At 75.8% G+C, this 22,218-nt stretch carries 3 protein-coding genes; all 3 read right to left on the bottom strand.

All coding sequences use genetic code 11. The features are described 5' to 3' along the window. Positions 1-22: 22 nt before the first annotated feature. The 3 genes from ACZ5XZ_RS27695 to ACZ5XZ_RS27685 are packed head-to-tail and all read right to left on the bottom strand — an operon-like array spanning position 23 to position 22,194. Positions 23-5,632: a type I polyketide synthase gene (locus tag ACZ5XZ_RS27695; protein ID WP_468982736.1), complete on the bottom strand. Its 5,610-nt coding sequence runs from the start codon at positions 5,630-5,632 to the stop codon at positions 23-25. Next, on the bottom strand, positions 5,629-10,347 hold the full coding sequence (locus ACZ5XZ_RS27690; RefSeq protein ID WP_468982757.1) for a type I polyketide synthase: 4,719 nt from the start codon (positions 10,345-10,347) through the stop codon (positions 5,629-5,631). The genes ACZ5XZ_RS27695 and ACZ5XZ_RS27690 overlap by 4 nt, the downstream gene beginning before the upstream one ends. 48 nt (positions 10,348-10,395) lie before the next feature. Further along, positions 10,396-22,194, bottom strand: coding sequence for an SDR family NAD(P)-dependent oxidoreductase (locus tag ACZ5XZ_RS27685; RefSeq protein WP_468982754.1), 11,799 nt, complete (start codon positions 22,192-22,194; stop codon positions 10,396-10,398). Between the last annotated feature and the right edge of the window lie 24 nt (positions 22,195-22,218).

Raw genomic sequence — 22,218 nt, 5'->3', positions numbered from 1 at the left:
CGACAGCCGGCACGACGGCTGGTCAATTGGCATTGCTGAACCGGTTGTCCACCAGGTCGAACAGTTCCTCGTCGGTCGCCGCGTCGAGCCCCAGGTCCGTGCCGTCGTGCCCGGTCAGCTCGGTCAGCAGCTCCGACAGCCGCTCCAGGGCCCGCTCGCGCACCTCGTCCCCCTGTTGCGTGGCACGCAGCCCGGCCGCCAGCCGGTCGACGCCGGCGAGGACGTCGGCGGCAGGCCGGTCCCCTTCCGGGGCCAGCAGGGTGCCGAGGTGCCGGGCGACGGCCTGTGGCGTGGGGTGGTCGAAGACCAGGGTGGTCGGCAGGCGGCGCCCGGTCGCCGCGGCGAGCCGGTTGCGCAGCTCGACGGCGGTCAGCGAGTCGAAGCCCAGCTCCAAAAAGCCCCGGGTGTCCGCGATCTCGTCCGGGGAGCGGTGTCCCAGCACCGTCGCCACCGTGGTGCGGACGAGTTCCAGCAGCACCCGCTCCCGCTCGTCCTCGGGCAGCGCGTCCAGGCCCTCGACCGCCGTCGGCTCCGACGGTCCCACGGCGCCGCGCCCGAGGGCCGCGGCCCTGCGCACGGCGGGGCCCGCCAGGGTGCGCAGCACCGGCGGGACCGCACCGGAGGCGGCCCGCGCCCGCAGCGCGGCCGCGTCGATCCGCAGGGCCGCCAGTACCGCGTCCCCGTCCGCCAGCGCCCGGTCGAAGAGCTCCAGGCCCTCCTGCGAGGCCAGCGGCCGCATTCCCGAGCGCGCGATCCGGGCCAGGTCCACCTCGCCGAGGTGGCCGGTCATTCCGCTCTGCTGCTCCCAGAAGCCCCAGACCAGCGACGTGGCGGGCAGGCCGGCGGCCCGGCGGCGCTGCGCCAGCGCGTCCAGGGCGGCGTTCGCCGAGGCGTACGCCGCCTGCGCGGCCGTCCCGAGGACGCCCGAGGCCGACGAGAACAGCACGAAGGCCGACAGGTCCGTCCCGCGGGTCAGCTCGTCGAGGTGCGCCGCCGCGTCGGTCTTCGGGCGGGCGATGCGGCCGAGCCGTTCCGGTGTCACATCGGTCACCATCGCGTCGTCCAGCACACCGGCCGCGTGGATCACGGCGGTCAGCGGGGCACTGCCCGGTATCCGCGCCAGCAGCGCGGCCAGGGCGTCGCGGTCGGCCACGTCGCACGCGACCACCTCCGCCGTGGCGCCCAGCTCGGCCAGCTCCGCCACCAGTTCGTCGGCTCCCGGAGCCGTCGGTCCCTGACGGCCCACCAGCAGCAGGCGGGTGGCGCCGTGCCCGGTCACCAGATGACGGGCCAGCAGCCTGCCGAGCAGACCGGTGCCACCGGTGATCAGGACGGTCCCCTCGGCGAACGGCCGCCGCCGCTCGGGTGGTTGCGCCGGTTCGCCGGCCCTGGCCAGCCGCGGTACCAGGGCCTCGCCGGCGCGCACCGCGACCTGGGGTTCGCCGGTGGCCAGCGCCGTGGCCAGCTGCTCGGCGGGCGGAGCGGCGCCGTCGAGGTCGACCAGGACGAAACGGCCGGGATGCTCGGTCTGCGCGGACCGCACCAGCCCCCAGACCGCCGCCTGCGCGGAGTCCGGGACGTCGTCGGGGTGCGCCGCCACCGCGCCCCGGGTCAGGAACACCAGCGGCGAGTCCGCGAGGTCGTCGTCGGCGAGGTGGGCCTGCAGCAGTTCCAGTGCCCGCACCGTCGTCGGCCGCACGGCGTCCATGCCGTCGCCGTCGGACGGGTCCGCGGCGCAGGACACCACTACGACTTCGGGCACCGGCCCGCCCGAGCCGATGCTCTCGCCCAGCGCGGCCAGATCGGGGTGGCGCCGCACCGCGGCCGGCGCCTCCACGCTCTCCTCGAAGCCGGGAGCGGAGCCCACCAGCGCCCAACTGCCCGGCGGTGCCTGCCGCGTGGCCGGGGCGGCCGGCCAGGTGAGCCGGTACAGCCCGTCGTGCCGGGGCCGGTGCGCGGAAGCCAGCCGGGCGGGGTCGACCGGCCGCAGGGCCAGCGAGTCCACCGAGGCCACCGGGTTTCCGGACGGGTCGGTGAGGGTGACCGTCACGGCGTCCGTGCCCGCCGGCGTGAGCGCCACCCGCAGCGCGGACGCCCCGACGGCGTGCAGCGAGACGTTGCTCCACGAGAACGGCAGCAGCAGGGGCCGCCCCTTCGCCGGCCCCGCGCCGTCCTCGCCGGCGGCCAGTCCCACGGCGTGCAGCGCCGCGTCCAGCAGCGCCGGATGCAGGCCGAAGGCCTCGGCGTCGGCGAGGTGTTCCTCGTCCAGCCGCACCTCGGCGAAGACCGCTGCGCCCTGCCGCCAGGCGGCGCGCAGTCCCTGGAAGGCCGGCCCGTAGGCGTAGCCCCGGTCGGCCAGCCCGGTGTAGTGGTCGTCGACGTCGAGTGCGACCGCGTCCGCCGGGGGCCAGGCCGCGCCCTCGGGCGCGGGTGCCGGTCCGTCCTCGACCAGGACGCCGGCCGCGTGCCGCGTCCAGGGCTCCTCGTCCCCGGTCCTGGAGTGCACGCTGACGCTCCACCCCTCGGCGTCGGCCCGGTCGGCGGCGACCACCTGCAGCGTCACCTCGCCGTCCTCGGGCAGCGCCAGCGGGGCCTGGATCGTCAGCTCCTGCACCCGGCCGGCGCCGAGCAACTGGCCCGCGTGCAGGGCGAGTTCGAGGAAGGCCGTGCCGGGCAGCAGCACCGTGTCGTGCACCGCGTGGTCGGCGAGCCACGGATGGGACCGGGCCGAGACCCGCCCGCTGAGCACCAGTCCGTCCCCGGTCGCGGTGGCGACGACCGCCCCGACCAGCGGGTGGTCGCCCGCCGTGAGGCCCGTCGCCGCGACGTCCGCGCCGGTGTCCCGGTCGTCCAGCCAGTAGCTCTGCCGCTGGAAGGCGTACGTCGGCAGGTCCACCCGCGTGGCCTCGCGGCCCGCGAACACCGGCGCCCAGTCGACGTCGACGCCGTGCGCGTACAGCCCGCCGGCCGCGCGCAGGAAGCCGTCCAGCCCCCCGTCGTCCCGGCGCAGCGACCCGGTCACCAGCGCGCCGGTCACCTCGGCGTGCTCCATCGTCTCCTGCATCGGCACGGTCAGCACCGGATGCGGGCTGATCTCCAGGAAGGTGTCGTATCCGCTCGTCGCCAGCTCCCGGGTGACCTCCGCCAGCCGCACCGGCTGCCGCAGGTTGCGGTACCAGTACTCGGCCCGCAGGTCGTCCGCCTGAAGGAAGGTGCCGGTGACCGTCGAACAGAACGCCACCCGCGGCGCGTTCGGGGTGATCCCGGCCAGCGCCCGGTGCAGATCGTCGCGGACCGCCTCGACCTGCGGGGAGTGCGAGGCGTAGTCCACCGGGATGCGGCGCGCCCGCACGCCGTCCTCGGCGCAGCGGGCCATCAGCTCGTCCAGCGCCTCGCCGTCGCCGGACACCACGACCGAGGAAGGGCTGTTGACCGCCGCCACCGACAGCCGCTCGCCCCAGGGCGCGAGCAGCGCCGCGGCCGCGGTCTCGCCCAGCGCGACGGTGACCATGCCGCCGCGGCCGGCCAGTGCCCGCAGCGCCTTGCTGCGGACGGCCACCACCCGGGCCGCGTCCTGGAGCGAGAGCGCGCCCGCCACGCACGCGGCGGCGATCTCGCCCTGCGAATGGCCCACCACCGCATCCGGTTCGACGCCCACCGAGCGCCACAGCGCGGCCAGCGACACCATCACCGCGAACAGCGCCGGCTGCACGATGTCGACCCGCTCCAGCCAGTCGTCGTCCGCCTCGCCGCGCAGCACCTGCAGCAGCGACCAGTCCACATGCGGCGCCAGCGCCGCGGCGCACTCCTCGACGGCCTCCCGGAAGACCGGTGAGGTCCGCAGCAGCCCGGCGGCCATGCCGGCGAACTGCGAACCCTGGCCGGGGAAGACGAACACGGTCTTCTCCCGCTCCGCAGCCCCGGCCCCCTCCCGGTCGTCGCCCGCGACGACAGCCGGCGACTCCTCGCCGCGGGACAGCGCCACCAGGCCCTCGACCAGTTCGCTCCGGTCGGCGGCGACCACGACCGCGCGGTGCGCGAAGACCGACCGGGTCGTCGCCAGGGCGTGGCCGATGTCCGCCGCGGCCACCTCGGGCCGGGCGTCGGCGTACGCGCCCAGCCGGGCCGCCTGCGCCCGCAGCGCCTGGCGGCTCACCCCGGACACCACCCACGGCAGCGCCGAGGGGTCGGCCCCGGCGGGGACGGTGTCCGGCGCGGCGGCCTCGGCGGGGAGGTCGTCGGCGGAGGCCTGCTCCAGGACGACATGGGCGTTGGTGCCGCTGACCCCGAAGGACGAGACGGCCGCCCGGCGCGGCCGGTCGTTCGCCGGCCACTGCCGCTCCTCGGTCAGCAGCCGCACCGCGCCCGCCGACCAGTCCACATGCGTGGTGGGCGCGTCCACATGCAGCGTCCGCGGCAGGACGCCGTGCCGCATCGCCATCACCATCTTGATCACTCCGGCCACACCGGAGGCCGCCTGCGTGTGCGCGATGTTGGACTTCACCGACCCCAGCCACAGCGGACGGTCCGCCGCGCGGCCCTGGCCGTAGGTCGCCAGCAGCGCCCGGGCCTCGATGGGGTCGCCCAGGGTCGTTCCGGTGCCGTGTGCCTCGACCGCGTCGACCTCGGTGGGCGAGAGCCGGGCGTCGGCCAGCGCCTCCTCGATCAGCCGCTGCTGGGACGGGCCGTTGGGCGCGGTCAGACCGTTGCCGGCGCCACCGTGGTTGACGGCGGAGCCGCGGATGACGGCCAGCACCGGGTGGCCGTTGCGCCGCGCGTCGGAGAGCCGCTCCAGCACCAGCGCGCCGGCGCCCTCGCCCCAGCCGGTGCCGTCGGCGGCCTCGGCGAAGGACTTGCACCGGCCGTCGGAGGCCAGCCCGCGCTGCCGGCTGAACTCCACGAAGGCGTTCGGGGTGGCCATCACGGTCACCCCGCCGGCCAGGGCCAGGGAGCACTCCCCGGAGCGCAGCGCGTGGCACGCCTGGTGCAGCGCCACCAGCGAGGACGAGCACGCGGTGTCGATGGTCACCGCGGGACCGGTCAGCCCCAGGACGTAGGACGTCCGCCCGGCCGCCACGGCCGCGGTGGAGCCGGTCAGCCGGTAGCCGGCCGCCTCGTCGCTCGTGCTGACCCGCGACGGGAAGGCGTACCCCTGGTGCGTCAGCCCGACGAAGACCCCCGAGCGGCTGCCCCGCAGGGACACCGGGTCGATGCCGGCCCGCTCCAGCGCCTCCCAGACGACCTCCAGCCACAGCCGCTGCTGGGGGTCCATCGCCAGCGCCTCGCGCGGGTTGATCCCGAAGAACTCGGCGTCGAATCCCGCCGCGTCGCCGAGGAAGGCGCCGGTCCGGACGTAGCTCTTGCCCGGCCGGCCCGGCTCCGGGTCGTAGAGCGCCTCCAGGTCCCAGTTCCGGTCCTCCGGAAGCCCCGAGACGGTGTCGGTGCCGTCGGCGACCAGGCGCCACAGCTCTTCCGGGGACGCGACGTCCCCGGGGAAGCGGCACCCCATGGCGACGATCGCGACGGGCTCGTGCTCCCGCTGCTCGGCGTCGTCGAGACGGGCGCGGGTCTGCCGGAGCTCGGTGGTGACCAGCTTCAGATACTGGCGAAGTTTGTCCTCTGAGGTCGTCACGAGATTCCAAGCTCCTTGTTGACGATGTCGAATATCTCCTCGTCGGTGGCCAGCGTCAGCGCGTCGTCACCGGCCGCCTCGGTGGTGCCGCCCTCGCGCCGGTCCCACTTCCACAGCAGCGACCGCAGCCGGGCGACGACCCGGCCGCGCGCGTCGTCGTCGGGCGCCATCGCCTCGACGGCCGCCTCCCACCGGTCCACTTCGGCGAGCACCGCGGTGATCTGCCCGCCGTCGGGCCGCAGTTGCTCGCGCAGGTGCCCGGCCAGCGCCGCCGGAGTGGCGTGGTCGAAGACCACCGTGGTCGGCAGGGCGAGACCGGTGGCCTCGTTGAGCCGGTTGCGCAGCGTCAGCGACGCCATCGAGTCGAACCCGAGGTCCCGGAACGCCAGCGTGGGCCGGACGTGATCGGGCGTGCGGTGCCCCAGGGCGTCGGCCGCGTGCGTGCGCACCAGGTCCAGCAGCAGCCGGTCCTGGTCGTCCTCGCCCAGCGCCGCGAGCCGCTCCTGCAAGGCGTCGGTGCGGCCGGGCCCCGCGGCGCCATGGAGGGCGCGCCGCGCGTCGGGCAGGTCGTTCAGCAGCGCGCGGGAGCGGGACATGCTGTACGCGGGGGCGAACCGGTCCCAGTCGATGTCGGCGAAGGCCGTGTGGGTCTCGTCGCGGTCGAGTGCCGCGCGCAGACCCGCCAGGGCCGTCTGCGGGGTCATCAGCGGTACGCCGCGCTCGCGCAAGCGCTCGCCCGCGCCGTCGGCGGCGGCCATCCCCCCGCCGTCCCACGCGCCCCATGCCACCGAGGTCGCGGCCTGGCCCCCGGCCCGGCGGGCACCGGCCAGCCCGTCCAGGAACGCGTTGCCCGCCGCGTACGCCGCCTGCCCGACGTTGCCCCACAGCCCGGCGCCGGAGGAGAAGAGCACGAACGCGTCGGGGGACCGGCCGGGGGAGCCGTCGAAGACGGCGTCCAGGTTCCTGGCGCCCTCGACCTTGCCGGACAGCACCTCGGCGATCTCCGCCAGACCGCACTCGGCCAGCGGCTTCTCGGCCTGGACCGCGCCGGCGGTGTGTACGACGGTGCTGACCGGATGCTGTGGGGGCAACGACTCGACCACCCGCCGCAGCGCGTCGCGGTCGCCGAGGTCGCAGGCGGCGATCGTCACCTCGCTGCCCAGCCCCTTCAGCTCGGCGGTCAGCTCGGCCGCACCGGGGGCGTCGGGGCCGCGGCGGCTGAGCAGCACCAGGTGCTCCACGCCCTGACCGGCCAGCCAGCGGGCCACCTGCGCGCCGAGCGCGCCCGTTCCGCCGGTCACCAGCGCGCTGCCCGTGGGCTGCCAGGCGCGCCGCACCGGCGCCTGCGCCAGCGGCGAGCGCACCAGCCGGCACCCGTGCACCCCGTCGGCCCGGACGGCCAGTTGGCCCTCGTCGCCCGGGTCGGCGAGGACGCCGACGAGGCGGGACAGGGCGGGCTCGTCCAGCGGTTCGGGCAGGTCGATCAGGCCGCCGCGGTGCTGTGGCGATTCGAGTGCCGCCACCCTGCCCAGCCCCCACACGGCCGCCTGCGCCGGATGCCGCACCGGCGCGTCGCCGGTGGCCACCGCGCCCTGGGTGAGGCACCACAGCGGGGCCTCGATCCCGGTGTCGCCGAGCGCCTGCGTCAGCACCGCCGTCGCCGCCAGTCCCCGGGTCAGCGCGGGCAGTTCCGGCATCGGCCGTTCGTCCGCGGCCAGTACGGACAGCACCCCCGCCAACGGCTCCGCACCGGCCGCCTCCCGCAGCCGGCGGGCGAGCGCCGCCCGGTCGGTCCCGGCCGCGTCGACACCGAGGCGGAGCACCTCAACCGCCCCGGCGCGCTCGCACGCCGCCAGCACCTCGCCCGCCGGGCCGTCGGCACCGTCGGAGGAGACCAGCAGCCACCGGCCGGTCAGCCGGTCCGTGCCGGCGTCGGGCAGCGCCGCCCAGTCGACGCGGTAGCGGTGGTCGTCCACCCGGGCCGAGTCGGCCTCCGCCGCGTCCGCCGCCAGCCAGAACCGCTCGCGCTGGAAGGCGTACGTCGGCAGCTCCACCGGGCGGGCGCCGGTACCGGCGAACACCTGGGGCCAGTCCACCGCGACGCCGCGCACGAACAGCCGGCCCAGCGCCGCCAGCAGCGCGCGCTGCTCGGGCTCGTCGCGGTGCGCCGCCGCGGCGAAGACCACGTCACCGGTGGCGGCGCACTCCTGGCCCATCGCCGCGAGCACCGCGTCCGGGCCGAGTTCCAGGAACGTGGTGGCGCCCTCGGCCTGAAGCGTCCGCACCGCGTCGAGGAACCTGACCGTCTCGCGCGCGTGCCGCGCCCAGTACTCCGGCGCGCACACCTCGTCGGCGCTCACCACGGTGCCGGTCAGCGCGGAGACGACCGGAATCCGCGGGGCGCGGAGGGAGACCCCCCGCACCACGGCGGTGAACTCCGCCACCATGGCGTCCATGCGGTGTGAGTGGAACGCATGGCTGACGCGCAGCCGCTTGGTGTGGCGGCCCTGGTCGGCGAAGTGCGCGGCCACCTCGGCGACGGCGTCCTCGTCACCGGCGACCACCACGGAGGAGGGGCCGTTCACCGCCGCGAGAGCGGCCCGGCCGGCCCGCTCGGCCAGCAGCGGCGCGACCTCGTCCTCCGTGGCCTGCACCGCGGTCATCGCCCCGCCCGGCGGGAGCGCCTGCATCAGCCGGCCCCGGGCGGCGGCCAGGGTGGCCGCGTCCGCGAGCGACAGCACCCCGGCGACATGCGCCGCGGCCAGCTCGCCGATGGAGTGGCCGGAGACGAAGTCCGCGCGCACCCCCCACGACTCCACCAGCCGGTGCAGCGCCACCTCGACCGCGAACAGCGCGGGCTGGGTCCAGCCGGTCTCGTCGAGCAGCCCCTCGGTCCCCGGCCGGCCGAAGACCACGTCGCGCAGGGGCCGGTCGAGATGCCGGTCCAGCTCGGCGCACACCGCGTCGAACGCCTCCGCGAACACCGGGTAGCGGTCGTACCATTCACGCCCCATGCCCACCCGCTGCGCGCCCTGGCCGGTGAACAGGACCGCCAGCTTGCCGTCGGACACCTCACCGCGCGCACCGGCGCCGGGCTGCTCGCCGCCGGCGAGCCGGCGCAGGCCGTCCGTCAGCTCGGCGCGGTCCGCCGCCACGACGACCGCGCGGTGCTCGAACGCCGAACGGGTCGTGGCCAGGGAGTACGCCACGTCGGCGAGGTGGGCGGCCCGGTCGCCTTCGAGATGCCGGCGCAGCCGCTCGGCCTGGGCCCGCAGCGCGTCCTCGTCCCGGCCCGACACCGGCCACGGCAGCGCGAGGTCCGCCGCCTGGGCCGGGCGCGCGGCGCCGTCGTCGTCACGGTCGGCCGCGGGGGCCGCCTCGACGATCACATGGGCGTTGGTGCCGCTGATGCCGAAGGACGACACCCCGGCGCGCCGCGGCCGCCCCGGGTCCGGCCACTGCCGGGTGTCCGTCAGCAGCTCGACCGCGCCGGCCGACCAGTCCACATGGGTCGAGGGCCGGTCGACGTGCAGGGTCTTGGGCAGCACGCCGTGCCGCAGCGCCATCACCATCTTGATGACGCCGGCGACGCCCGCGGCCGCCTGGGCGTGCCCGATGTTCGACTTCACCGAGCCGAGCCACAGCGGGCGTTCGCGCTCGCCGCCGAACGTCGCCAGGATCGCCTGGGCCTCCATCGGATCGCCCAGCGGCGTGCCGGTGCCGTGCCCCTCGATCGCGTCGACGTCCGCGGTCGACAGGCCCGCGTCGTCCAGCGCCTGCCGGATCACCCGCTCCTGCGACGGCCCGTTCGGCGCCGTCAGCCCGCTGCTCGCGCCGTCCTGGTTCACCGCGGTGCCGCGCACCACCGCCAGGATGCGGCGGCCGTTGCGGCGGGCGTCGGACAGCCGCTCCAGCAGCAGCACCCCGGCGCCCTCGCTCCAGCCGGCCCCGTCCGCGGCGTCGGCGAAGGACTTGCACCGGCCGTCGGGGGCCAGTCCCCGCTGCCGGCTGAACTCCACGAACGTCGACGGCGTCGACATCACCGTCACCCCGCCGGCCAGGGCCAGCGAGCACTCGCCCCGGCGCAGTGCCGAGGCCGCCAGGTGCAGTGCCACCAGCGACGACGAGCACGCCGTGTCCACCGTCACCGCCGGGCCCTCCAGGCCCAGGGTGTAGGAGATCCTGCCGGAGGCGACACTGCCGGCGCTCCCCGTCCCGAGGTAGCCCTCGACCTCCTCGGTCGCCACGCCGGGCCGGGCGCCGTAGTCGTGGTACATCACCCCGGCGAAGACACCGGTCCGGCTGCCCCGCAGCGCCAGCGGGTCGATGCCGGCCCGCTCGACCGCCTCCCAGGAGGTCTCCAGCAGCAGCCGCTGCTGGGGGTCCATGGCGAGGGCCTCGCGCGGCGAGACGCCGAAGAACCCGGCGTCGAACTCCGCCGCGTCGTAGAGGAATCCGCCCTCCCGCGTGTACGAGGTACCGGGCCGGTCGGGGTCGGCGGAGAACAGCGACGTCAGATCCCAGCCCCGGTCGGTGGGGAACCCCGAGACGGCGTCCTGGCCGTCCAGGACCAGCTCCCACAGGTCCTCGGGGGAGCGCACGCCGGCCGGGTACCGACAGCCCATCCCGACGATCGCGATCGGCTCGACCGCGGCCTGGGCCGCGTTCCTGAGCCGCTCGTTCTCCTTCAGCGAAGCCCGTAGTGCTTCGACCACCGCTTCAGACGATGTGGCCATGACCCCTCCCGCAATTGGCATCCAAGATCAGGACTTGTCCCCGCCGAAGGCCGTGCGCACGAGATCCTCGACGTCCATGTCGTCGATCCCGCCCGCCTCGCCCGCCTGTGACGGCTCCGCGGCCGCCTCGCCGCCGGCGAGCCGGAGCACGTCCGCCAGCAGGCCGGCCTGCCGGAAGCGGGCCAGCGGAATCGAGGCCAGCGCCTCGCGGAACCGCTTCTCCTCCGCCTCGGACTCGGTCAGCTCCCGGCTCTCGGGGAAGAGCCGGTCACGCAGATAGCGGGCCGCGCCCGCCGGTGTGGCCTGGTCGAAGACGAGCGTCGCCGGCAGCCGCAGGCCGGTGGCCGCGCCCAGCCGGCTGCGCAGCTCGACCGCGGTCAGCGAGTCGAAGCCCATCTGCAAAAAGCCCCGGGTGTCCTGGACGGCGTCGGGCGAGGCGAGCCCCAGCACCGTCGCCGCCTGCTCCCGTACCAGGCGCAGGAGCGCCGGCTCCCGTTCCTCGGCGGGGAGTTCGGCCACCCGGGCCGCGAACGACCCGCCCGCTCCGCCCGGCGTCTCGGCGCCGCCGCGGCGCCGCCCGGCCCTCACCACCGTGCGCAGCACCGCCGGCACCAGCCCGGGTTCGCCCGCGGCCAGCATCGCCGCGGGGTCCAGCCTCATCGGCACCAGCACGGCGTGCGGCGCCTCCAGCGCCGCGTCGAACAGCGCCAGGCCCTCGTCGGTGGGCAGCTGCCCGACCCCGGACCTCGCCATGCGCCGCAGATCCGCCTCGGACAGGTCGCCGGTCAGACCGCTGCGCCGCTCCCACATTCCCCACGCCAGTGAGCTGCCCGGCAGACCGGCGGCCTGCCGGCTGCGCGCGAGCGCGTCCAGGAAGGCGTTCGCCGCCGCGTAACCGCTCTGCCCCGCGGTGCCCAGCACCCCGGCGGCCGAGGAGAACAGCACGAAGGCCGACAGCCGCGCGTCCCGGGTGAGTTCGTGCAGGTTCAGCGCACCGTCCACCTTGGGCCGCAGCACCCGGTCGATCCGCTCCGGCGTCTGCGCGGTGAGCACCCCGTCGTCCAGCACACCGGCGGCGTGCACCACGGCGGTCAGCGGATGCGCCGCCGGGATCCGGCCGAGCACCGCCGCCAGGGCGTCCCGGTCGGCCACGTCGCAGGCCGCCACCGTGACATGGGCTCCCTGCCGGGTCAGGTCCGCCTCCAGTTCGGCCGCGCCGGCCGCGGCCGGGCCGCTGCGGCTGGTGAGCAGCAGCCTGGTGACGCCGTGCCGCGCCACCAGGTGACGGGCGATCAACTCGCCCAGTCCGCTGGTGCCGCCGGTGATCAGCACCGTGCCGTCCGCCGCGAGCGCCGGCTGACCGGTCGGCTCCTCGGCGGCCGCCGGGATCCGGGCCAGGCGCACCGCGCGCACCACGCCGCCGCGGAGGACGAGTTGGGGCTCCTCGGACGCCAGGGCCGCCGGCAGGGCGCGGCGGGAGGCGGCGTCCTCGTCGGTGTCCAGCAGCCCGAACCGGCCGGGGTGCTCCGACTGCGCCGAGCGCACCAGACCCCACAACGGCGCCTGCCGCAGGTCGTGCCCGGTGCCCTCGTCGTCGACGTCCATCGCGTGACGGGTGACGAAGACCAGCCGCGAGCCGGCGAACCGTTCGTCGGCGACCCAGGCCTGCGCCTGCGCCAGCGCCCGGTGGGTCGCCTCGCGAGCGGCCCGGGCCGGGCCGGCGTCCTCCTGCGGGTCGCACAGGCAGGGCACCAGGACCACGTCGGGCAGGGGCGCTCCGGAGCCGACCGCCGAGCCCAGCGCGTCCAGGTTCTCGTACCCGTCGAGCCGCGCCCCGGCAGCCTCCATGACGGCCCCCAGCTGGAGGTCGTCCGGCCCCAGCACCGCCCAGGTGCCGGTGACCGGGGCGGGCGTCGCCGGCGGCCCGAGCGGCTCACCGGTGATCCGGAAGAGCGAACGGCGCGACACCTGGCGGGCGTTGCCGAGGGACCCCGGTGGTACCGGCCGCACCATCAGCGACCCGACCGAGAGCACCGGTTCGCCGGACGCGTCGACCGCCGTCAGCGACACCGCGTCCGTGCCCGCCGGGGACAGCCGTACGCGCAGCGTCGACGCCCCCGTGGTGTGCAGGTACACGTCGTTCCAGGCGTACGGCAGCCGCGGCTCGGTGGCGTCGGCCACCAGCCCGCCCAGCACGATCGCGTGGAGGGCCGCGTCGAAGAGCGCCGGATGCACGCCGTAGTGCCGGGCCTGCGCCTCGTCGGGAAGGTGGACCTCGGCGAAGACGTCCGATCCCTGCCGCCAGACCCCGCGCAGTCCCTGGAAGGCCGGGCCGTAGTCGAGTCCGGCCGCCGCCAGCAGCGCGTACCCGTCGTCCAGCGCCACCGGCTCCGCGTCCGACGGCGGCCACTGGGGCAACCGGGCCGGCGGCGCGGGGCTGCGGGTGGCGAGCACCCCGACGGCGTGCTGGAGCCACGGCGCGTCCGCGGGCGCGTCCTCCGGCCGGGAGTGCACCTCCACCGAGCACCGCCCGCTGTCGTCCACCTCGCCGGCCATCACCCGCAGCTGGACCGCGCCGTCCGCGTCGACGACCAGCGGTGCGAGGAGGGTGAGCTCCTCGATCGTGTCGCAGCCGCTCTCCTCGCAGGCGCGCAGCACCAGTTCGACCAGTCCCGTGCCGGGGAAGAGCACCGTCTCCAGCACCGCGTGGTCGGCGAGCCAGGGCTGGGACTTGACCGACAGCCGTCCGGCCAGCACCGTTCCGGCCGAGCCGGGCAGGGCGACCAGGGCGCCGAGCAGCGGATGGCGGGTGGTGCCCAGGCCGGCGGAGGTCACCTCGCCCGACCCGCCGACCCGCTCCAGCCAGTACCGCTCGCCCCCGAAGGGGTAGGTCGGCAGCTCGGCCCGGCCGGTGCGGCGGCCGGCGAAGGCCGCGGCCCAGTCCAGCGTGACGCCGCTGGTGTGCAGCTGCGCGGCCGAGGCCAAGAAGCGCGCCGGGCCGCCGTCGTCGCGGCGCAGCGAGCCCACCGTGATGCCGTGGGCGACGTTCGCGGCGTCCATCGTCTCCTGGATCGCCATGGTCAGTACGGGGTGCGGACTGGCCTCGACGAAGACGTCGTAGCCCTGCTCCAGCAGCAGGCGGGTCACCCGCTCCAGGTGGACGGTCTGGCGCAGGTTGCGGAACCAGTACTCGGCGTCCAGCGCCGTGGTGTCCAGCTCCGTGCCGGTGACCGTCGAGTAGAAGGGGATCTCCGAGCGGCGGGGCGACAGGGGGGCCAGCTCCCGCAGCAGCCGCTCGCGGACCTGCTCGACCTGCGGGGAGTGCGAGGCGTAGTCCACCGGGAGGGTGCGGGTCCGGACCCCGTCCTCCTTGCAGCGCGCCAGCAACTCCTCCAGCGCGTCCAGGTCTCCGGAGACGACCGTGGACGACGCGCCGTTGACCGAGGCGACGGAGAGCTGACCGTCCCACCGTGCCACGAGGCGGGACACCGCCTCCTCGCCCAGCGCGACGGAGACCATGCCGCCCTGGCCCGACATCGCGGCCAGCGCCTTGCTGCGCAGGGCCACCGCCCGGGCCGCGTCGTCCAGCGACAGCGCGCCGGCCACGCAGGCGGCGGCGATCTCGCCCTGGCTGTGGCCCATCACCGCGTGCGGGTGCACCCCGAGCGACTGCCACAGCCGGGCCAGCGACACCATCACCGAGAACAGCGCGGGCTGGACGACGTCCACCCGGTCCAGCGACGGCGCGTCGGCGGCGCCGCGCAGCAGGTCCGTCAGGGACCAGTCCACGAAGGGGGCCAGAGCGGCCTCGCACTCCCGGATCCGCTCGGCGAACACCGCGTCGGCGTCGAGCAGTTCGGCGGCCATCCGCGGCCACTGCGACCCCTGGCCGGAGAAGACGAACACCGTCCTGCCCCGGTCGCGGGCCGCGCCCTGGACGACCGAGTCCGCCTCGCGGCCCTCGGCCAGCGCGGTGAGCCCCTCCAGCAGGGCCGGCTGCCCGTCCGCGACCACCACGGCGCGGTGGTCGAGCGTGGCGCGGGTGGTGGCCAGGGAGTGGCCGATGGCCGCCAGGTCGGGGTCAGCGGTGCCGGCGAGGTGGGTCAGCAGCCGGCGCGCCTGTGCGCGCAGCGCCTCCTCGGTCTTGCCGGACAGCGCCCACGGCAGGGCCGTGAGCGGGGCGGCGGCGTCCGGCTCCGGGGCGCTCGCCGCCGGCTCGCCGGTCGAGGCCGGGGACTGCTCGATGATCACATGGGCGTTGGTGCCGCTGATGCCGAAGGAGGAGACCGCGGCCCGGCGCGGCCGCCCGGTCTCGGGCCACGGCGTGGCCTCGGTCAGCAGCGCCAGCCCGCTCCCGGACCACTCGATCTCCGGCGTGGGCCGGTCGACGTGCAGCGTCCGGGGCAGCACCCCGTGCCGCATCGCCGCGACCATTTTGATCACGCCGGCAAGTCCCGCGGCGGCCTGGGTGTGCCCGATGTTGGACTTCACCGAGCCCAGCCACAGCGGACGGTCCTCGGCGCGCTCGCGCCCGTACGTCGCCGACAGGGCCTGGGCCTCGATCGGGTCGCCGAGCCTGGTGCCGGTGCCGTGCGCCTCCACCGCGTCGACGTCGTCGGCCGACAGGCGGGCGTTGGCCAGCGCCTGTCGGATCACCCGCTGCTGGGAGGGGCCGTTCGGTGCGGTCAGGCCGTTGCTGGCACCGTCGGAGTTGATCGCCGAGCCGCGGACCAGTGCCAGCACCGGGTGGCCGTTGCGGCGCGCGTCCGACAGCCGCTCCAGCAGCAGCGTGCCGACGCCCTCGCCCCAGCCGGTGCCGTCCGCGGCCGCCGCGAAGGCCTTGCAGCGGCCGTCCGGGGACAGCCCGCGCTGGCGGCTGAACTCCAGGAAGATGTCGGGCGAGGCCATGACGGCGGCCGCACCGGCCACGGCCAGCGAGCACTCGTTGCGCTGCAGGGCCTGTACGGCCATGTGCAGCGCCACCAGGGACGACGAGCACGCGGTGTCGATGGTCACCGCCGGACCCTCCACGCCGAAGGCGTAGGCGATCCGGCCGGACATGACGCTGGCGGTGCTGCCGGTCAGCAGATAGCCGCCCAGGTCCTCGGGAGCCTGGCGGGGGTCCGAGGGGTAGCCCTGGTTCGCGGCCCCGACGAACACCCCGACCTGATCGCCCTTCAGCGACAGCGGGTCGATCCCGGCCCGCTCCAGCGCCTCCCAGGAGGTCTCCAGCAGCAGCCGCTGCTGGGGGTCCATCGCCAGCGCCTCGCGCGGGCTGATCCCGAACAGCCCCGCGTCGAACCGCGCGGCGTCGTCGAGGAATCCGCCCACCCGCACATACGTCGTGCCCGGCCGGCTCCCGTCCGGGTCGTAGAGGGCCGCCACGTCCCAGCCGCGGTCGGACGGGAACGGCGCGACCGTGTCCGACTCGTCGGTGACCAGCTGCCACAGGTCCTCCGGCGTCGCGATGCCGCCGGGGTAGCGGCAGCTCATCGAGACGATCGCGATCGGGTCGTCGTCCACGGCCACGGCTTGCGCGGCGGCGGTCGACCGGTCGGCCTCGGCGCCCAGCAGCTCGGTCCGCAGATGGCGCGCCAGCAGGGCCGGCGTCGGGTGATCGAAGATCAGGGTGGAGGACAGCTGCGTGCCGACGGCACCGCCCAGGCGGTTGCGCAGTTCCACCGCGGTCAGCGAGTCGAAGCCCAGTTCCTTGAACGCGAGGTCGGCCGCGACCGTCGCGCCGTCGGCGTGACCGAGCACCGTCGCGGCGTGCAGCCGCACCAGGTCGAGCAGCAGCTGCTCGCCCTCGGCCTCGGAGACACCGGCCAGTTGGCTCTGCAGCGCCGGGGCCGCGGCGGGCCGGTGCGCCGCGCCGCCGGCCCGGCGCCTGGGCTTCCTGGTGAGCCCGCGGAGCATGTGCGGCATCTCGTCCGCCGGCGTCTGGCGCAGCATCGCGGTGTCGACCTTGGCCGGGATGACGGTGGCCTCGCCGGTCGCGACGGCGGCGTCGAAGAGGTCCAGGCCCTCCTCGTCGGCGAGCGGCACCAGACCGGTGCGGCCGAGCCGGACCAGGTCCACCTCGCCCAGCCCGCCGAGCATGCTGCCGGAGTCCTCCCACGGGCCCCACGCCAGCGACACCGCGGGCAGCCCCGCGGCCTTGCGGTGGCCGGCCAGGGAGTCCAGCAGGACGTTGGCCGCGGCGTAGTTCGCCTGCCCCGGTCCGCCGAGCACACCGGCGGTCGAGGAGAACAGCACGAACGCGGCGAGGTCCGCGTCCCGGGTGAGCTCGTCCAGGAGCAGTGCCGCGTCCGCCTTGGGGCGCAGCACGCTGTCCAGCCGCTCGGGGGTGAGCGAGGCCAGTACCCCGTCGTCCAGCACCCCGGCCGTGTGCACCACGGCGGTCAGCGGGTGCTCGGCCGGCACCGAGGCGAGCAGCCGCCGCACCGCGGCACGGTCGGCGACGTCGCAGGCCGCGAGCGTCACCACGGCGCCCCGCTCGGTGAGTTCGGCCACCAGGGCGTCCGCTCCGGGGGCGTCGGCGCCCCGGCGGCTGACGAGCGTCAGATGCCGTACGCCGTGCCGGTCCAACAGCCGGCGGGCGAGGGCTCCGCCGAGCGCGCCGGTGCCGCCGGTGATCAGGACCGTGCCCTCGGGATCGAGCCCGGACGGCACGGTGAGCACCACCTTGCCGATGTGGCGGGCCTGGCTGATGAACCGGAAGGCGTCGGCCGCGTGCCGGACGTCCCACGGGGTCACCGGCGGCAGCCGCAGCGCGTCGTCCGCGAACAGGCCGAGCAGCGCGCCCAGCATCGCCTCGGTGCGCTCCGGTCCCGCGTCGACGAGGTCGAACGCCTGGTAGGAGACGCCGTCGTACGCGTCCGCGACGGCCTGGGCGTCCCGGACGTCGGTCTTGCCCATCTCCAGGAACCGGCCGCCCGCACCCAGCAGCCGCAGCGAGGCGTCCACGAACTCCCCGGCCAGGGAGTTCAGCACGACGTCCACGCCCCGGCCCCGGCCGGTCCGCCGGAACTTCTCCTCGAACTCCAGGTCCCGGGAGGAGGCGAGGTGATCGTCGTCCAGCCCCATCGACCGCAGGGTGTCCCACTTCGCCGGGCTCGCGGTCGCGTACACCTCGGCTCCCAGATGCCGGGCCAGCTGTACGGCGGCCATGCCGACGCCGCCGGTTCCGGCGTGCACCAGCACCGACTCGCCGGGCCGCAGGTCCGCCAGGTCGACCAGCGCGTAGTAGGCGGTGAGGAACACCGCGGGGACGGCCGCCGCCTGCGCGAACGACCAGCCGTCGGGAATCTTGGCGACCATCCGGTGGTCGGTCACGGCGACCGGACCGATCCCGCCGAAGATCATGCCCAGGACCCGGTCGCCGGGCGCCACCGACGCGACACCGGGGCCCACTTCGAGCACGACACCGGCGCCCTCCACGCCGAGCGGCCCGGCCTCCCCGGGGTACATGCCCAGGGCGTTGAGCGCATCGCGGAAGTTCAGTCCGGCCGCCCGCACCCCCACCCGTATCTGACCGGGGGCCAGTGGCGCACCGGCCTCGGGGTGGTCGAGCAGGGCGAGGCTCTCCAGCGTCCCGCCGCCGTCGACGCCCAGCCGCCAGGTCGGCGTCGCCGGGACGGACAGCGCCCGTTCGGGGCGCAGCCGCGTCATCCGGGGCGCCCTCAGTTCACCGGCCCGCACCGCCAGTTGGGGTTCTGGCGAGGTGAGGGCGTCGGCCAGCCGGCCGTGGGAGTCCAGGTGGCCGTCGAGGTCGAGCAGGGCGATGCGGCCCGGGTTCTCCGACTGGGCCGTGCGCACCAGGCCCCATACGGCGCTGTGCGCGAGGTCGGTGACGTCCTCGGCGCCCACGGCGACGGCACGGTGGGTCACCACCACCAGCCGGCTGCCGGCGAAGCGCTCGTCGGCCAGCCAGCGGTGCACCAGGTCGAGCGCCCGGTGGGCGGCGGCCCGCACCGCGTCGGCGCGATCGGCCGCCGCGCCCGCGTCGGCGCGGCAGGACACCAGCACCGTGTCGGGGGCCTGCCCGCCCGCGTCCAGCGCCCGGGCCAGCGAGGCCAGGTCCGGGTGGACGTCGACGGGCCGGTCGGCGAGGTACGGCGCCAGATCGTCGGTGCCGGTGCCCACCACCGCCCAGGCCGCGGCCGCACCCTGGGCCGCGGCGGGGGCGAGGGTCTCCCAGCCCACCTGGAAGAGCCGGTCACGGGTGGCGGTGCCGGCCGCCTCGATCCGGTCGCGCGCGGCCGGGCGCAGCACCAGCGCGTCGGCCGACAAAACCGGCCGGCCCGTGTCGTCGGCGGCCACCACGGACACCGCGTCCGTACCGACCGGTGCCAGGCGCACCCGCAACCGAGGTGCGCCGGTGGCGTACCGGGTCACCCCGCGCCAGGAGAACGGCAGCCGGGCCTGGTCCCACTCGGGCAGCACGACGTTCAGCGCGACCCCGTGCAGCGCCGAGTCCAGCAGCGCGGGATGCACGCCGAACTCCTCGGCGCCGGAGCCCTCCGGCAGGACGGTCTCCAGGAACAGTTCGTCACCGCGTCGCCAGGCGGCCCGCAGCCCCTGGAACACCGGCCCGTAGTCCAGGCCGGTTTGGGCCATCAGCGGGTAGAGGCCGGCGACGTCCACCGGCTCCGCGCCGCGCGGCGGCCACACGGCCAGTTCCTCCTCGTCGGCGGGCGCCCCGGCCCGCGCGAGCAGACCGGTGGCGTGCAGGGTCCACGGCTCGTCGTCCGCCGCCCCGTCCGGCCGGGAGTGCAGGCTCAGCGACCGCCGGCCGGACTCGCTCGCACCGCCCACCCGCACCTGCAGCGTGACCGCGTCGCGTTCGGGGACCACCAGCGGCGTGTGGAAGGTCAGCTCCTCCACGAGGTCGAGACCGACCCGTTCGCCCGCGTGCAGGGCCAGTTCGAGGAACCCCGTGCCCGGCAGCAGCGCCTGGCCGAACACCGCGTGGTCGGCGATCCAGCCGTGCGCGCCGATCGAGAGCCGTCCGGTGAAGAGCAGTTCGTCGTCGTCGGCCAGCGACACCACCGCGCCGAGCAGCGGGTGGTCCGCCGTCGACAGGCCGGCGGAGCCCACGGCCGCCGAGGACGCGGGTGCGGGCAGCCAGTAGCGGGTGCGCTGGAAGGGGTAGACGGGCAGCTCGGCCGGCCGCGCGCCGGACCCGGCGTAGAACGCCCGCCAGTCCACCGGCACGCCGCGGGTGTGCAGCCGGGCCAGTGCGGTGGTCGCCGCGAGCTCCTCGCCGCGGTCCGCCCGCAGCGCCGGGGCCAGGTCGGCGTCCGCCGAGGTGAGGCTCTCGCGCCCCACCGCCGACAGCACTCCGTCGGGTCCCAGCTCCAGGAAGGTGCGGACGCCCTCGGCTTCCATGACCCGGACCGCGTCGGCGAACCGTACGGTCCCGCGGGCGTGCCGCACCCAGTACTCCGGCGTCCGGATCTCCTCCGGCGTGATCTCCCGGCCGGTCAGGGTGGACACCACCGGGATCTCGGGGGCGTGGAACGACAGTCGGGAGACGACCTGGCGGAACTCCGGCAGCATGGCGTCGATCAGCGGCGAGTGGAAGGCGTGGGAGACCGTCAGCTGCTTGGTCTTGCGTCCCTGTGCCGCGAAGTGCGCGGCGACCTCTTCCACCGCCTGCTCCGCACCGGCGACCACCACGGAGGACGGCCCGTTCACCGCGGCCAGGTCGACCAGCGCCGCGCGCTCGGCCACCAGCGGCCGCACCTCGTCCTCGGTGGCCTGCACGGCGACCATCGCGCCGCCCTCCGGAAGGGCCTGCATCAGCCGGCCGCGCGCCGCCACCAGCGCCGCCGCGTCCGGCAGCGAGAGCACCCCGGCCACCTGCGCGGCGCTCACCTCGCCGATGGAGTGGCCGGTCACATAGTCCGGGTCGACGCCCCAGTGCGCGAAGAGCCGGAACAGCGCCACTTCCAGGGCGAACAGCGCAGGCTGGGTGTACCCGGTGCGGTCCAGCAGCCCGTCGTCGCCGGCGGTCCCGAACACCACGTCGCGCAGCGGCAGTTCCAGATGCCGGTCCAGCTCCGCGCACACCGCGTCGAACGCCTCGGCGAACACCGGCGACGCCTGGTACAGCTCGCGTCCCATGCCCACGCGCTGGCTGCCCTGGCCGGTGAAGAGGAACCCGAGCTTGCCGCGCACCGCCGTACCGAGCGTCAGCCCCGGATCGGGGCGGTCCTCGGCCAGCGCGGCCAGGCCCCGCGTGAGCTCCTCGCCGCTCGCCGCGACCAGCGCGGCCCGGTGCGCGAAGGCCGACCGCGTGGTGGCCAGCGCGTACCCGACGTCCGCCGCGGCCGGCTCGTCGCCCTCGCCCAGCCGGGCCAGCAGATTGCGGGCCTGCTCGCGTACGGCGTCGGCGCTGCGCGCGGACAGCACCCAGGGCACCACCCGCGGCGGGGTGCCGTCGGGGGCCTCGGCGGTGGGCCCCTCCGCCGCGGGCGCCTGCTCCAGCACCACATGGGCGTTGGTGCCGCTGATGCCGAACGACGACACACCGGCGCGGCGGGGACGGCCGGTCCGCGGCCAGTCAACCGCCTCGGTCAGCAGCTCCAGCCGCCCCGACGACCAGTCCACATGCGGCGTCGGTTCGTCGACGTGCAGGGTCGGCGGCAGCACGCCGTGCTGCATCGCCAGCACCATCTTGATGACGCCGACGACGCCGGCCGCCGCCTGGGTGTGCCCGATGTTGGACTTCACCGAGCCCAGCCACACCGGGTCGGTGCGGTCCTGGCCGTAGGTGGCCAGCAGCGCCTGCGCCTCGATCGGGTCGCCCAGCGTGGTGGCGGTGCCGTGCGCCTCCACCGCGTCGACCTCGGCGGCGGTCAGCCGGGCGTCGGCCAGCGCCTGGCGGATCACCCGCTGTTGCGAGGGGCCGTTGGGTGCGGCCAGCCCGTTGCTCGCCCCGTCCTGGTTGGTGGCGCTGCCGCGCACCACGGCGAGGACCCGGTGGCCGAGCCGCTGGGCGTCGGACAGCCGCTCCAGCAGCAGCACGCCGACGCCTTCGGACAGGCCCGTGCCGTCCGCCGCCGCCGCGAAGGACCGGCACCGCCCGTCCGGGGACAGCCCGCGCTGCCGGCTGAACCCCTGCAGCTGATGGGGGGTGGTCATCACGGTGACGCCACCGGCCAGCGCGAGGGTGCACTCGGCGCGGCGCAGCGCCTGGCACGCGGCGTGGATCGCCACCAGCGACGCCGAGCAGGCGGTGTCGACGGTGACCGCCGGGCCTTCGAGGCCGAGCGTGTACGCGATGCGGCCCGAGAGCACGCTCGCCGCACCCGCGGTCAGGAAATACCCCTCGTACTCGCCGAGTTCGGCCGGCTTGGCGCGCGTCGCGTAATCCTGGAAGGCGGTTCCCAGATAAACGCCGGTACGGCTGCCCTGCAGCGTCGTCGGATCGATTCCGGCGCGCTCCAGTGTTTCCCATGAGGTCTGCAGCAGCAGCCGCTGCTGCGGGTCCATCGCGGTCGCCTCGCGCGGGCTGATCCCGAAGAACTCCGCGTCGAAATCGGCGACATCACTGAGAAATCCGCCGTGGCGCGTGTACACGGTGCCCGAGCGGTCCGCGTCCGGGTCGAACAACGCCTCCAGATCCCAGCCCCGGTCCGTCGGCAACCCGGAGATCGCGTCGCCGCCCGAGGCGATGAGCTGCCAGAACTGCTCCGGGCTGCGTACGTCGCCGGGCAGCTGGCAGCCCATGCCGACGATGGCGATCGGCTCGTGCGCGGCAAGGAGCAGATCCTCGTTCTCCTGCCGCAGCCGCTCCGTCTCCTTCATTGACGCGCGCAGGGCATCGACGATTTTATCCGGCGA

This window comes from Streptomyces sp. NPDC033270 (assembly GCF_055576575.1).
The sequence above is the reverse complement of the archived record's forward strand: the minus strand, read 5'-3'. Positions and strand labels throughout refer to the sequence as shown.